16 protein-coding genes are annotated in these 12546 nt (G+C 50.9%); 7 read left to right on the top strand and 9 right to left on the bottom strand.

The window, feature by feature from the left end:
- Nucleotides 1–64: 64 nt before the first annotated feature.
- From E3E29_RS09140 to E3E29_RS09115, 6 genes are all read left to right on the top strand, one after another.
- Nucleotides 65–604 (top strand): [protein ADP-ribosylglutamate] hydrolase, encoded by a 540-nt coding sequence (locus E3E29_RS09140; RefSeq protein ID WP_167910680.1) that lies wholly within the window; start codon nucleotides 65–67, stop codon nucleotides 602–604.
- 77 nt (nucleotides 605–681) lie between these two features.
- Nucleotides 682–1641, top strand: a complete 960-nt coding sequence (locus E3E29_RS09135; protein WP_167910679.1) for a hypothetical protein — start codon at nucleotides 682–684, stop codon at nucleotides 1639–1641.
- On the top strand, nucleotides 1632–2036 hold the full coding sequence (locus E3E29_RS09130; RefSeq protein ID WP_167910678.1) for a hypothetical protein: 405 nt from the start codon (nucleotides 1632–1634) through the stop codon (nucleotides 2034–2036). Before E3E29_RS09135 ends, E3E29_RS09130 begins: the two co-directional genes overlap by 10 nt.
- An 82-nt stretch (nucleotides 2037–2118) precedes the next feature.
- Nucleotides 2119–2376: a hypothetical protein gene (locus tag E3E29_RS09125; RefSeq protein WP_167910677.1), complete on the top strand. Its 258-nt coding sequence runs from the start codon at nucleotides 2119–2121 to the stop codon at nucleotides 2374–2376.
- The gene (locus E3E29_RS09120) at nucleotides 2373–2600 is read left to right on the top strand and encodes a hypothetical protein (RefSeq protein WP_167910676.1); all 228 of its coding nucleotides are present in this window, start codon (nucleotides 2373–2375) and stop codon (nucleotides 2598–2600) included. Before E3E29_RS09125 ends, E3E29_RS09120 begins: the two co-directional genes overlap by 4 nt.
- 42 nt (nucleotides 2601–2642) lie before the next feature.
- Complete coding sequence (locus tag E3E29_RS09115) at nucleotides 2643–4085, top strand: NAD(P)H-hydrate dehydratase (protein ID WP_167910778.1); 1443 nt, start codon at nucleotides 2643–2645, stop codon at nucleotides 4083–4085.
- 37 nt (nucleotides 4086–4122) lie between these two features.
- Here E3E29_RS09115 and E3E29_RS09110 read toward each other — a convergent pair whose 3' ends face one another.
- The 5 genes from E3E29_RS09110 to E3E29_RS09090 all read right to left on the bottom strand — a co-directional run bounded on the left by E3E29_RS09110 (nucleotide 4123) and on the right by E3E29_RS09090 (nucleotide 8587).
- The gene (locus tag E3E29_RS09110; RefSeq protein WP_167910675.1) at nucleotides 4123–5355 is read right to left on the bottom strand and encodes a hypothetical protein; all 1233 of its coding nucleotides are present in this window, start codon (nucleotides 5353–5355) and stop codon (nucleotides 4123–4125) included.
- Between the two features lie 166 nt (nucleotides 5356–5521).
- Nucleotides 5522–6910 carry an alpha-amylase gene (locus tag E3E29_RS09105; RefSeq protein ID WP_167910674.1) on the bottom strand — a complete coding sequence of 463 codons (1389 nt, stop codon included), beginning with the start codon at nucleotides 6908–6910 and terminating at the stop codon, nucleotides 5522–5524.
- 216 nt (nucleotides 6911–7126) lie between these two features.
- A complete protein-coding gene (locus E3E29_RS09100; RefSeq protein ID WP_167910673.1) occupies nucleotides 7127–7684 on the bottom strand; it encodes a transcriptional regulator in 558 nt (185 codons plus the stop codon).
- A gap of 9 nt (nucleotides 7685–7693) precedes the next feature.
- Nucleotides 7694–7999 carry a DUF211 domain-containing protein gene (locus E3E29_RS09095; RefSeq protein WP_167910672.1) on the bottom strand — a complete coding sequence of 102 codons (306 nt, stop codon included), beginning with the start codon at nucleotides 7997–7999 and terminating at the stop codon, nucleotides 7694–7696.
- Between the two features lie 6 nt (nucleotides 8000–8005).
- Nucleotides 8006–8587 carry a winged helix-turn-helix domain-containing protein gene (locus E3E29_RS09090; RefSeq protein WP_167910777.1) on the bottom strand — a complete coding sequence of 194 codons (582 nt, stop codon included), beginning with the start codon at nucleotides 8585–8587 and terminating at the stop codon, nucleotides 8006–8008.
- A 215-nt stretch (nucleotides 8588–8802) separates the two neighbouring features.
- On the opposite strand from E3E29_RS09090, the gene E3E29_RS09085 reads away from it, so the two are divergent.
- The gene (locus E3E29_RS09085; protein ID WP_167910671.1) at nucleotides 8803–10212 is read left to right on the top strand and encodes an acetate--CoA ligase family protein; all 1410 of its coding nucleotides are present in this window, start codon (nucleotides 8803–8805) and stop codon (nucleotides 10210–10212) included.
- A gap of 2 nt (nucleotides 10213–10214) precedes the next feature.
- Here E3E29_RS09085 and E3E29_RS09080 read toward each other — a convergent pair whose 3' ends face one another.
- From E3E29_RS09080 to E3E29_RS09065, 4 genes are read right to left on the bottom strand one after another with little or no spacing between them, the layout of a single operon-like run.
- The gene (locus E3E29_RS09080) at nucleotides 10215–10664 is read right to left on the bottom strand and encodes a type II toxin-antitoxin system VapC family toxin (protein WP_167910670.1); all 450 of its coding nucleotides are present in this window, start codon (nucleotides 10662–10664) and stop codon (nucleotides 10215–10217) included.
- Complete coding sequence (locus tag E3E29_RS09075) at nucleotides 10661–10861, bottom strand: antitoxin family protein (protein WP_167910669.1); 201 nt, start codon at nucleotides 10859–10861, stop codon at nucleotides 10661–10663. Before E3E29_RS09075 ends, E3E29_RS09080 begins: the two co-directional genes overlap by 4 nt.
- Nucleotides 10862–10905: 44 nt before the next feature.
- On the bottom strand, nucleotides 10906–11682 hold the full coding sequence (locus E3E29_RS09070; protein ID WP_167910668.1) for an MBL fold metallo-hydrolase: 777 nt from the start codon (nucleotides 11680–11682) through the stop codon (nucleotides 10906–10908).
- A 4-nt stretch (nucleotides 11683–11686) separates the two neighbouring features.
- Nucleotides 11687–12529 carry a DMT family transporter gene (locus E3E29_RS09065; RefSeq protein WP_167910667.1) on the bottom strand — a complete coding sequence of 281 codons (843 nt, stop codon included), beginning with the start codon at nucleotides 12527–12529 and terminating at the stop codon, nucleotides 11687–11689.
- Between the last annotated feature and the right edge of the window lie 17 nt (nucleotides 12530–12546).

Below are 12546 nucleotides of genomic sequence, written 5' to 3'. Positions count from 1 at the left end.
TATGTATGTAGGCTCCCAAAAATGGGATAAACAACGTGGATAACACTACAGTCGAGGTGGGAACATGAAGTTTGAGGTTATGAAGGGGGACATAACCCGCTTCCCCTCTGAGGTAATAGTCAACGCTGCCAACAAGTACCTGGAACACGGCGGCGGGGTGGCCTACGCCATAGCAAAGGCTGCCGCTGGGGATCCGAGGGAGTACATCAGGATAAGCAGGAAAGCGATGCGCGAGCAGCTCGGAAAGGATTTCATCGAGCATGGAGAGGTAGTTGTAACTCCCGCGATGAGGCTCGAAGAACACGGCATCCGCTACGTCATCCACACGGTGGGGCCCTACTGCGGAGGAGTCTGGGACGATGAGAAGAAAGAGAAGTTAAAGAGAGCAATCCTTGGGGCGCTGAGGAAGGCAGAGGAGCTCGGCGTTAAGAGCATAGCCTTTCCGGCGGTAAGCGCAGGCATCTACGGCTGTCCGCTTGAGGAGGTCGTGAGGACTTTCAGGGAGGTCGTCGAGGAGTTTGAAAGGGAAGCGAGGAGCGTTGAGAGGGTCTACCTCGTGCTGTACTCGGAGAGGGACTATAAGAGGGCGTTGAAATCTTTTTGAATCTCCCTATCTTCTATCTTGAATTTTTCAATTCACAACATAGAAAACTATATATACAAGATAATATCTAATATTTAATGGTGACACGTTTGAAACAGGTAGGACTCTTAGTTGGAGTATTAGTGTTGATTTTTGCTTTTTCAGGATTTGTTAGCACACGGCCTCAGGCCGACGTGGGAGGTTGGACGGCTATTGATCTTTTTGTCAGGGAGCAGATTGACGTTGCGCATGCCAAAGGAACCATCAATGATCCCCATTTTGTTGATGAACTCACCGACCTCGTTTTGAAGAAGTTTAACAGACAACTTGATGCCGAGATTTCCCAGTATTCCCAGAATCTCACACCTAGGCAGAGGGAGGTACTTAAGCATCTCATTGTTAGTGATTATGTCTCCTACCTCTATCAGAAGAGTTTTTATCCTAAGAATGCGAGGACTCTCGTGGTGAAGCCCATCAAGGTTGCATCAATTAAAGCCAACGGCAAAGTTTATGACTATTATTATGCACCTATGAGCTCCTCAATTCCCTACCCAATTCACTGGTGGGTTCAAGTACGTGCGGATATAGACGGGGGCAGTGGAATTGATGATGGTGGGTACTCATATAATGTGGATGGAAAGAATGATCTGTTTAACATAGTAGTATACTACACATCCAGTAGCGTTCAGTATGAACTTCATTTTTACGATGAGGATCATCCCAGTCCCTCACTTGACAAGATTTATGACTCTATACGTTGTTCGGAGTACCCCGGAAGAGACAGCACATACGGCTGTGAGGATGTGGAGAGTATACGAGTTGAAAATGGCAACATTATTTTTTCAACAACTTTTAGTACTTACACTGAATGTGGCTATCTCCTCTGCCATGACGTTTCCCAAACATACGCGACACCCGCTCCGACCCATGGGTATGGAGTGAAAACATACTCATCCTCCGTTGGAATCTATGTTAGCAACACGTGGAACCATCTAATGGACACAGTAGACACTAACCCATCCATGGAGAAAGTGTGGTGGTATACATCATGGAGCTGAGAACAATGAGGGAATACTCCAGATTCCTTTTCCTGTTCAGGCTCTCTTTAAGGCTTCTCGCCTTTGGTTATCCCCTCTTTCTCACGGTGATGTACAACTTCTGGATCTTCGCGAAAATCCCTTCCTGGACGCTGATGCTCTACGTAGCTTTAATGGGGGCGATTGAGCTGGTTGTTCTGCTCTTCACCGGGAGATTGGGAGGAACCATTCTGCTCAAAGTTTACGTGGCACTTGCAATCATCTTTGAGTTCCCATCCGCAGTCGTGGGGCTTCTTATCGGCGGCTGGACTTATGGGTATGCCCCATTTTTAGTATGGGTACTCCTGTGGTATTCCCCGCTGTTCTTGATCGCTTTTATTACAGCAAAATCCGACCATCAACACGGTAGATTTTAACTTTAATTTTAAAGACCCTGTCGCTTATGGCAAGAAATTGAGGGGGTAAACATTAATATACTTTAAAGGCGTAAGAATCTTGGTGGTACCAATGGCGTGCAAGGGCACTGATGGAGCCATCAAAAAAATCGCACTCGGCTTTGTGTTCTTGTTCCTCACCAGTTTCCTCATTATCTACTATGAAATCCGGAGGCTGACATGCGCAACAACGAACCTCTGTTATGCTTCTCCCTTTGAGCTTTCCCCAATGAAGGAACTGGACATTGTAGTTGCGATCTTCGTAATCGGCACGATGCTCATCAGCATCGCCTCCTACTACTCCTCCTGCGGGGGTGAATGAGCATGCCATGTGAAGGCATTGAGAACTTCATCAAGAAAGTACTGTTTTTTATTGTCCTTTTCATTGATACTGGCTTTCTCGTTATTTACTACGCCCTTCGAAAGGTCATCACTAGCCCGGTGGGTCCCAACGGATCTGACCTATGGGGCGCAGATATGGTAGTTATAGCCTTCGTTACATTCACCTCTTTTCTGGCCATCCTTGCATACACTTCCAAGGATTAACCTTTTACGTCTTTCCCACTCAAACCTATCTTGGTGGTCATCATGCGCATTGAGGACGTCTACATCTGGGACATAAACGCGAAATGGCTCGGGATTTCCCCGGTCCAGCTCATGGAGAACGCCGGTTCGGGAGTCGCGAGAACCATCGAGGAGCGCTTTGGGAAGGGGCTTAGGATAGCCGTCTTCTCGGGAACGGGCAACAACGGTGGGGATGGCTTCGTTGCCGCCAGACACCTCAGCTTCGACAACGACGTTACCCTATTCCTCGCCGGCGACGAGGCAAAGATAAGGAGCGAGGAAGCGAGGCACAACTGGGAGATTCTAAAAGGCCTCGACTTTGTGGGGATTAAGATTCTCAAGGACTCCTCTCAGATTCAGGCACTTGACCTCTCAGGGTTTGACGTCATCGTCGACGCCCTCCTCGGAGCTGGAACAAGAGGCGAGCCAAGGGAACCTATAAGGAGTGCAATCGAGAAGATAAACGAGTACGCTGGAAAGGCGAAGATAGTTAGCATTGACCTCCCCAGCGGCTATCCTAGTGGAATTCGCGTTAAGGGCGACTTTGCCGTTACCTTCCAGTGGGACAAGGAAGAATATGGGGGTTTTGAAAGGGTTATACCCAAAATAGGCTACCCAAGGGAGCTCTATCACCTCGTTGGTCCCGGTGATGCCAAGTTCGCGCTGAGAAAAAGGGGCGAGCACAAGGGGCAGAACGGGAAGCTTCTCGTGATCGGTGGGAGCGAGAACTACTTCGGTGCGCCGTATCTGGCGACGAAAGCTGCAAGTTACCTTGTAGACTTAGTCTACCTTGCAATGCCCGAGTATTCGGCGAGAAGAATAAACGATCCCAACCTAATCCTGCGCCCCTTTGAGGGCAGAAACTTTAGGAAAGAAAACGTGGAGGACGTTCTGGCGCTCGCCGATGGCGTTGATGCAGTCGTTATGGGTCCGGGAATCGGGGAGAAGGCTGAGACAAAGGACTTCGTCGTCGAGTTCCTCCGCTGGTGCGAGAAGCCGGTAGTTATAGACGCCGACGCTCTGAAGGCCGTTGCCGAGGACTTGGACGTTCTCAAAGGCAGGAAGTTCGTCCTAACTCCACACGCCGGCGAGTTTAGGATACTGTTCGGGGAAAAACCCGAAGGAAGTCTCGAAGAAAGGGCAAAGCTTGTCAGGGAGAAAGCAAAGGCAGTTGGAGGCACGATCCTGCTCAAAGGGGCCTACGACGTCATAAGCGATGGAAAAACCTGGAAGTACAACAAGACTGGTAACAGGGGCATGACGACCGGTGGAACTGGTGATGTTTTAGCGGGACTCGTTGGGGCGCTTCTCGCGCTTGGGAACCCTCCGCTGAGGGCTGCATCAGTTGGGGCGTTCCTAAACGGCCTCGCGGGCGACATGGTGAAGGAGGAAATGGGGGAGAACTTTACGGCCTTGAACGTTGCCAGAAAGGTGCCGCACGCTGTGAAGTGGGTGCTCGATTTTTGAGGTTTCTTTTGCTTTTTATTTCTTTTTACATCGGTTCTCAGTTTTCTGGCTCTGAAACAAACCTCCTCCAGTCCTCAAGGAGCATCTTCGAAATCTGATGAACACGGAAAGCGGGGAGCAGATACACCAGTGAGAAAGGAGAATTTGTAAAAGCAAGGACTATCAGGAAAGATGGGTAAACAATCCAGTACGGGCTTTTGCATGTAATTATCATAAGGCATTCTTCCTTTATTATGCCTCCAAAGACAAAAAACGATATTGCAAAGATCCAGAAAGCCCATCCCGGCAGTATCACCAACGCCCAATACATCAGGGGAACCGCATACGGGAGTAGGGGAATGACAGTGCCCAGCTCAAAAAGCATTACACGGGAGACCCTATAATGGCCGAGTGAGAAAAGCTGAGTCTCCACAAGAATCCACAGGGCGAGTGAAAAGACAAAGGCCATAACACATCCGTTGTCACCATACTTAGAGACCACCAAAAGGCCCGTCCACAGGAAAAGACCGATTATTCCACCCGAGCGATTTTTCACCGATAGAAGTGTCGTGAGAAAGACTATAGGAATGAGCAACACGAGGAACACAAAATCTGGAGAACCGCCGTAGCGGAGAATCCACTGGGATTCCGAGGCTATTTTGGCAATGTATCCCACCAAGCCAAAGGAAAATATCCCCGCCCCCAAGGAATAGCTCCACTTTGGAACGAAGGCAAATGCAATTCCCAGGGCCAGAATAAACAAATATGCCAGAATGTCCTCGGCAAAGTGCATGTAGCCCAGCTCCTTCACCTTGAAAGTTCCAACAACGGGATTTTCCATCCCATCAAGAACGACCGTAACCCTGAACGTCCTCCCCGCAAGTTTGTCAGTGTATGAATCTAAGACTGGCTTTCCAAAGTAAGAGTCCGCAAATTCATCGTTCAGGGTGATGACTATGGTGGAATCTCCCATTACATTAGTAGGTCCAAGCGATACCCGTGGGTTTACCACTCGAACAGATTCAGAGGAAGTATTTTGGCTCCATACGAGCTTCCCATTGAGGTAAATTCTTTTGAGCTCTACAGTCACGCTCTCGTTTTTTGTGAGGTTCAATTCGAGGTCACACATTACAGAACCATGAACGCGAACTGTTTGCGGGATGCAGGTCATCTCTCCTGTGACAACACTACTGGAATTGCCCAAGTTACCGGTAAAAGATGAGACTGCACCTGCAAAAGGAACCAGCAGGAGGGCAACGATGAGCAGGGGGAAGATAAACGTCTTTCTCATGGACTCACCTTGGTGCGTTTGCATTATACAATCCAAAAAAGCAATTTAAACTTTAAAAGATTTTGGTTTTAATTTTAACTAGCAATAAGATAGAATACGCCAGAATCAGCCAATCCGAACATTGCACCAGAATAGAATCCCGGCAAATGAAAAAGAGGTAGGGATATCATCCAACCCCCGGGTAGCTCCAGACGGTGTAGCCGTAATAGCCGTTGCCCGGGTCGTAGGGGGGTGCGGTGAGCTCGACCCAGCCGCTGTACTGGACGTCCCTATCAACCCAGCCGCCGAGGTTGCCCGTATACTCGTGGATGCGGTAGCCGGCGAACTTGCTGCCCACGTTGACCCACCTGTCGGCCCAGTTGTTTCCGAGGTTGATGTAGGTTATTAGACCAGGTCTGCTTGAATCACCGGTTCTCTCGAAGATGAGCTCGTCATTGTCGTAGTATAGTATCTTAGTGCTCCCACCGGCGAGGTGGTCGTGTATCCAGATGAGGTTGATCAGCTTGTCCTTGTTGAGCCAGTCCTCAAAATCGCGGTAGAATATAACCGGCTGGCCCTCGTAGGTTAGGATGAAGGCGTAGGCCGGGTACTTGTTCCAGATTATATTAGTATCGTGGTTGGCGACAAAGGTTACCGCCTTGAAGGGGTTGCGTGAAACCACCGTTTGCCCGTTCTGGAGAGCCGAAACGAGGGCGGGAATATCGTTGTTGTCAAAGGCCTCATGCATCTTGTAGTAGAGCGGGAAGTCGAAGACCTTGGCGCCGCTGGCGTAGGCCCAGTTTAGGAGCGCGTCAACGTTGGTGTCCCAGTACTCTCCGACGGCCCAGCCGCCCCACCGGTTGAGCCAGTCTTTGACCACCCACGCCCCATAGCCCTTGACGTAGTCGAAGCGCCAGGCGTCAACGCCTATGCTTCTCAGCAGAGCCGCGTAGCTCTCGTTGCTCGCCCAGAGCCAGTACTGATTGAACGGGACGAGGTGATCTATATCGGGGAAGCCTCCGAACGTTCCTTCATCCGAGGTGCTGTAGTTGTCGGGGTGAAAATCCATATAGTGGGCCTTGTACTTGCCCGAGGCAACCTTGGAAAAGTCCGTCCATGTGTAGCTGTTTGTGTAGGGGTCCCACTCCTTATCTCCACCGGAGCGGTGGTTTATTACTATGTCCGCTATGACCTTTATGCCGTAGGCGTGGGCAGTTTTTATCATATTAACAAGTTCCTGCTTTGAGCCAAAACGGGTATCGACGGTTCCCTTCTGATAGTACTGTCCCAGGTCGAAGAAGTCGTAGGGGTCGTAGCCCATTGAGTAGCCGCCGCTTGCACCCTTCTCCGGGGGCGGAATCCATATGGCTGAAATCCCAGCGTTGTACCACTCGGGTATCTTCTCCCTTATCGTGTTCCACCAGATTCCACCGCCGGGAACGTTCCAGTAGAAGGCCTGCATTATGACGCCGCCGTCATCCAGGTCGAGGTACTTAGAGGCACTGGCAGGTTTGGATACAAGTCCAATACCAAACAGAACTACGGCCACAACTACCAGCGCGGCAATTTTCTTCATTTGAGTTCACCTCAGACAGCCTCAACGGTTTGGTGCACAGAGCAACAATGTATCACCGATGGTGAAATATTTAAGCTTTGCCATTAATATTCATTACAGAGCATAACATAACACTAGAAAAACTATTAGTGCATTAACAAGAGGGCATAGAAAAGACAAATAAAACGGCGGTGGCGCAGAGCCAAGATTGAGATGTCTCACCACAGAAGATAGGAGCTAAAAAGAGACAAGTTCCATGGCCCTCTTAGCGTTCTCACATAGGTCGCAGCTCTGGATGAAGACGAGCATGTTGAGAAGGTGGAAGAGCTCTACCTCGTTCAGCTCCACGTCGGCCTCGGAGATGCGTTTTAATATCGGCTGGGAACGGAGCTCGATTAAGCCAAGAACATCCTTAACGAGTGCCTTGAGGGCATCCCTGTCGTATATGGTGAAGCCGCTCTTTTCAAGTATTTCAACTAGCCTTTCTGCCTCAACCTGGAGGTAGGCCTGCCTAAACTCCTCAATGCTCTTATCATGGCCGACCTTTATCAGGAACATCCGCGCGGTTCTCGCGTATATCCTCTCGTTGCCGTGGGCGTCTATTTCCTCCACGAGCCCCTCGGATTCGAGGGCTTTGATATGCCGGTACACCGTTGTCCTATCCTTGTTAAGGAGTTCACTAAGCTCGTTGACACTCATGGGCCTCTCCCTGAGGAGCTTGAGTATCTGGAAGCGGGTCGGCTCGGAGAGGACCTTGGCCGTCTTGGGGTCGGTGATTATCATAACCTCCCTCATGTCAGACCCTCAGTACTCCTCAAGCTTGTCCTGGGGAGTTTCCTCCTCCTCAACGACGCGCCGTCCGGCAGCCACCATATCAATACTATGAACAACCCCACCGAACTCCTCTATAGTCCTGGAAATCTCATCGTAATCAAGGTCGTCTCCCATTATGGTTATCTTAACGTTCTCGGTCTCCTTGTCAATCTCAACGAGGGTTATATTGACTCCCTCAACACCCTCAAGCTCGCTGAGCCCGAGGGCAAGCTCGGTAACTATTGGCTGGTGAGGCTTGAGAACGTCCAGCACGAGAAGCCTTATACCTCTTCCCATCCCGCCTCATTCCTCCTTTTTGAGTATCTCACCGAGCTTCTTGAGGAGGTTTAAAACCTCTTCGTCCCGGCCCATTCGGGCCATGGCGAGCCATTCTATAGCGTGGATTATGTCTTCGTTTGAGAAGTCCTTGAGCTTCTCCTCGTTGGCTTCAATCTCCTTTGAAATCTCCGTCTTGTACTCGTACTCCTTCTTGAGAAGCTCATCCATCAAGTTAAGAAGTTCCTCGTCGTTGAACTCGTAGCCAAGGGCCTTGAATATCTCAAGCTTCGTCTTGAGGCGGGAGCGTGCGAAGTAGCGTAACTCCTCGTCGCCAAGGTAGAGGTTGATGTAGAAGGCATTTGCCGTCCTTCCGTAGTATTTCTCAACGAGGTTGCCCTTCATCTCCGTCCTCTTGACCTCAACGAGACCGGCCTCCTTGAGCTTCTCGATGTGGTGGTATATAGTCTGTGGCGTCTTTCCGAGTATTTCACTGAGCTGCGATATCGTCATCTCCCTACCCCTAAGGAGGGCTAGTATCTTCCTCCTCGTGTCCTCAAGCATCAGCTTTATTACTTCCGGGTCAGTGACCACCTTGACCTTGGACATCACAATCACCTAATTTAAACGTTCTAACGTTTCTTTTAACGTTCGGGCATTTAACTCTTTTGCTCGGTTTGCCCCGGGAACCGCCGGTAGTTTTATATATGTAAAGGCAGTGCTCAGTTGTAGGACTTATGGACAAAATATCCATTAATTAAAACGGTCCGTCCGGGAGGAAGGCTTAAATACAAACTCCCGAAAAACCTTCGGAGGTGGTTGCGATGGAGACCCCGAATCTGGACTTCCTGTTTTATCCAAAGAGTGTAGCTGTCATTGGGGCATCGAACGTGCCCGGGAAAGTTGGAAACGCGATAATGCGCTCAATAACTCTCCGCTACGACGGGAAGGTCTACGCCGTCAACGTGAAGGGCGGCGAAATAGATGTCAACGGAAAGAGGTTCCCGGTTTACAGGAGCGTTAAGGACATCCCAGGGGAGGTTGAAGTAGCAGTCATAGCGGTTCCCGCAAGATTCGTTCCCGACGTTATCGACGAGTGTGGTGAGAAAGGAATCAAGGCCGCCGTCGTCATTTCCGCCGGTTTCAAAGAGGCCGGAAGGGCGGACCTTGAGGAGGAGCTCGTTAAAAGGGCCAGGAAGTGGGGGATAAGGGTCGTTGGTCCGAACTGCCTGGGAGTAACCAATCTTGAGAACGGCTTCGACTGCAACTTCAACCCGCCGGAGAGGCAGGCAAGGCCGCCCTTCGGAAAGGTCGCCTTCATGAGTCAGAGCGGTGCCTTCGGCGCGGCAATCCTCGACTGGGCCGCCCGCGAGAAGATAGGAATGAGCAAGTTCATCAGCCTCGGCAACATGGCGGATTTGGACGAGAGCGACTTCATGGCCTACCTCGGAGACGACCCCAAAACTGGTGTCATAACCGGCTACATTGAGGGCGTCAAGGACGGAAGGAAGTTCTTCAACACGGCTAAGGAAGTGACCCTCAAGAAGCCGGTCGTTGTCCTCAAGAGCGGAAGAACCGAGGCAGGGGCTAAGGCCGCCGCCTCCCACACCGGCTCTCTAGCAGGTTCCTACAAGATATACCAGGCGGCATTCGAGCAGACCGGTGTTCTAGAAGCTAAAAGCATGCGCCAGCTCTTCAACTACGCGAAGGCTTTGGCAATGCAGAGCCCGGCAAAGGGCAACCGGGTGGCTATAGTTACCAACGGCGGGGGTGCTGGAGTCATGATGAGCGACGGCCTGCTTGAGAGCGGCATGAAGCTTGCCGAGCTGGGCGAGGAGACCAATGAGAAGTTCAGGAAGGATGTAGAAGAAGGAAAGCTTCCACACCACATGAGCTACAAGAACCCGATCGACGTCATAGGTGACGCACCCTCGAGCCGCTACGAGATGGCTATGCGCTACGCCCTCGAAGATCCGAACGTTGACCTCCTCGTTGTCATAGCCCTCTTCCAGAGTCCCGCTCTCGATGAGGGAATCGTTGATGCAATGGAAAGGATGAAGGCTTACGGCAAGCCGATAGTCTTCGTCGCTCCGGGTGGAGACTATCCGCACAAGATGGCGAGAAACATCGAGCTCAAGGGCATCCCAGTCTACGAGACGACGGAAGATGCCGTTGATGCGGTCTACGCCCTCGTCAAGTACGGTGAGTGGCTGAGGGAGAACGGGGAGCTTTGAACTCAGTTTCTTTCCTCCTCTTTCTTGTGAGTTAAATCATGCAGCTTTTTATTCTCTTCGAGTACATAAATGGCAGTAACTCCAGAAAGCTTTGCGTTCTCTGCCATCCTCCTGTCATTTGTCAGTAGAACCGCGTTGAAGCGTTTTGCGGTCGTTATATAATAGGCATCCGCTGCCCTTGAATGGGTTTTGAGAGCAATCTGAATTGCATCTTGGGAAATCTCCCCCTCACCGACGAGCGTTATGAAATCAAACACACCAAGGAATTCCTCCACGGCCCTTTCCGGCGTGAACCTCGACAGGACACTTGCAAACTCCACCTGCGCCAATCTTGGGGCGTAAATTTCGTATTCCTCTATCTTTTTGAGGGTGGAGAGAGCGAGTTTTCTCCTCTCCATGTTGTATTTTGAAAATGCGTCAATCAGGAGGGAAGCATCGACTACGAAGTTCATAGCCTATCCCTTTCTTCTGATAGTATTTCAAGGGGGTCTCTTTTGGGTACTTGAAGCTCCTCTTCAAGGCTTCTTATGAACTCCGTTATGCCCTTGCTGATTATCTTTACCCTGACTTTCTCGCCTTCTCTAAGCTTAAGCGGCCTAAGCGGCCTAAGCACGCCTTTTTCGTAGACAGCCTCAACAACTATCTCCATTCTCTCACCCGGTGGTATTTCTCACAACTTCCCTTTAACTCTTTCTACACCTCAATCCACGTGAAGTCCCTCGCCACCTCCCCTTTTATTCCGCTCTCCCTCACCCTCTTCTCAAGAACCTCGTGCGTGTAGTTGCTGTGGCTTATGTGAGCGAAAACCGTGTAAGAAGCGTCAGTAAGCTCGGCCAGCTTTACCGCATCATCAACTCCGAGGTGCGTTCCTGGGATTGACTCCCTGTGTGTCATCTCCGCTATGAGAAGGTCGGCACCCTCAATGAGCTTAAGTGTTTCTTTATCCTGCAGTATCTCCGGCCCGGTATCGCCGGTTACGGCTATCCTCTTCCCCTTGATTTCGAAGATGAAGCCGCCGGAGTTCTCAATTGAGCGGTGAACAGTTCTGAAGTGATAGACCCTCATTCCCTCAATCTCGTACCACCTCCCGAATTCGAGCTCATGGTAGCGCCAGTCCCTGTTTTCCGGGGCCGCTCCGCCGAGGAATATTGCCGAGAGGTGCTTTGCCATGTCAACTGCCTGCCTGTGGGAGTAAACGTCTACACTCTTGAAGACCTGCAGTTCCGGAAAGCCTGCTATGTGGTCGAAGTGGGCGTGGGTTATGAAGACCCTCTCAACCTTTTTGTTCAACCGCTCAAGGTGGTAGTGTAAATCCGGGCTCGGATCAACAAGTATTCCGCTCTCGATGTAGAGGGAAAAGCGCGTTCTCCTCAACGCTGGGTTTATCCTCGCCCTTGAACAGTTCTCGCAGGTGCAGAGCGGCTTTGGCGTTCCACTGTAGGAGCCCGAGCCAAGGACGACAACCTTCATAGTATCACCTCCTTTTGCTCTCCTCAAAAGCTATCATAAGCGTTCCGACGGCAACCAAAAGGAAGCCGATGAGATGGTAGACTCCAACCTTTTCCCCGAGAAAGACTATGGCTACGGCCATCGTAACCGCCGGAGCTGGAGTGAGAATCGCGGTGGCCTTCGAGAGGTTTATCCTCGCTATCGAGTAATACCAGAGGGACTGGGTCAGGGCTATTATAACGCCCTCGGCAAGGGCGAGCGGTGTGAAGGCAAATCTGGTCTCAAAGACAAGGGGAAGGAGCAGAAGCCCCCCAAAGGTGTTTCTGAGGGTAGCTATCGTTAGAGGAGAATAATCGGTCCTTTTGGCTATTGCATGCCCAATCTGCCAGAAGAGGGGCGTGAGAAGGAGTAAAATGTCACCAGTCCTTACTTCAACTCCCTTTCCGCCCGTAACGACGAGGAAGACGCCGACCACGAGGGCAACCGCCGAGAGTACCCCCCGGGACGTTACCCTCTCCCTCAGGAAGAGCCACCCGATCAGGAAGGAGTAGAAGACTTCAAAGCGGGTCAGTATAGCGGAGTTTATGGCAGTGCTGAGCCTTGTCCCGTAGGTGAAGAGGGAATAGGCTATAGCCGTTGCAAAGAGACCAGTGAGAAAGGTCTTTTTTAGCTCCCCGGGCTTTTCCTTAATCTCTTCTGCCCTCTCCGTTGCAAACAGAACCTTCCAGAGGAGGCAGGAGGCGAAGAGCGATGCCGTTGCGACGAAGGCAAAGGGGTTGACTGAACTGGCCTTTATTACCACAGGCTCAAGGCCCAAAGCTAGGAGGACGAGGAAAGCGAGGAGTGTGCCTTCTGTTTCGGTGTTCATACTGGCCGATATAGACA

This window comes from Thermococcus sp. Bubb.Bath (assembly GCF_012027595.1).
Lineage (GTDB): Archaea > Methanobacteriota_B > Thermococci > Thermococcales > Thermococcaceae > Thermococcus.
This window is presented reverse-complemented; position numbering and strand designations above follow the sequence as displayed.

Bases quoted from the DNA above. Each gene is read 5' to 3' on its own strand.
- E3E29_RS09075 (WP_167910669.1), bottom strand. From the start codon at position 10,861: ATGGAGATAGTTGTTGAGGCTGTCTACGAAAAAGGCGTGCTTAGGCCG.
- E3E29_RS09090 (WP_167910777.1), bottom strand. From the start codon at position 8,587: ATGTCCAAGGTCAAGGTGGTCACTGACCCGGAAGTAATAAAGCTGATG.
- E3E29_RS09115 (WP_167910778.1), top strand. From the start codon at position 2,643: ATGCGCATTGAGGACGTCTACATCTGGGACATAAACGCGAAATGGCTC.
- E3E29_RS09070 (WP_167910668.1), bottom strand. From the start codon at position 11,682: ATGAAGGTTGTCGTCCTTGGCTCGGGCTCCTACAGTGGAACGCCAAAG.
- E3E29_RS09100 (WP_167910673.1), bottom strand. From the start codon at position 7,684: ATGAGGGAGGTTATGATAATCACCGACCCCAAGACGGCCAAGGTCCTC.
- E3E29_RS09105 (WP_167910674.1), bottom strand. From the start codon at position 6,910: ATGAAGAAAATTGCCGCGCTGGTAGTTGTGGCCGTAGTTCTGTTTGGT.
- E3E29_RS09130 (WP_167910678.1), top strand. From the start codon at position 1,632: ATGGAGCTGAGAACAATGAGGGAATACTCCAGATTCCTTTTCCTGTTC.
- E3E29_RS09110 (WP_167910675.1), bottom strand. From the start codon at position 5,355: ATGAGAAAGACGTTTATCTTCCCCCTGCTCATCGTTGCCCTCCTGCTG.
- E3E29_RS09120 (WP_167910676.1), top strand. From the start codon at position 2,373: ATGAGCATGCCATGTGAAGGCATTGAGAACTTCATCAAGAAAGTACTG.
- E3E29_RS09065 (WP_167910667.1), bottom strand. From the start codon at position 12,529: ATGAACACCGAAACAGAAGGCACACTCCTCGCTTTCCTCGTCCTCCTA.
- E3E29_RS09135 (WP_167910679.1), top strand. From the start codon at position 682: ATGGTGACACGTTTGAAACAGGTAGGACTCTTAGTTGGAGTATTAGTG.
- E3E29_RS09080 (WP_167910670.1), bottom strand. From the start codon at position 10,664: ATGAACTTCGTAGTCGATGCTTCCCTCCTGATTGACGCATTTTCAAAA.
- E3E29_RS09085 (WP_167910671.1), top strand. From the start codon at position 8,803: ATGGAGACCCCGAATCTGGACTTCCTGTTTTATCCAAAGAGTGTAGCT.
- E3E29_RS09140 (WP_167910680.1), top strand. From the start codon at position 65: ATGAAGTTTGAGGTTATGAAGGGGGACATAACCCGCTTCCCCTCTGAG.
- E3E29_RS09095 (WP_167910672.1), bottom strand. From the start codon at position 7,999: ATGGGAAGAGGTATAAGGCTTCTCGTGCTGGACGTTCTCAAGCCTCAC.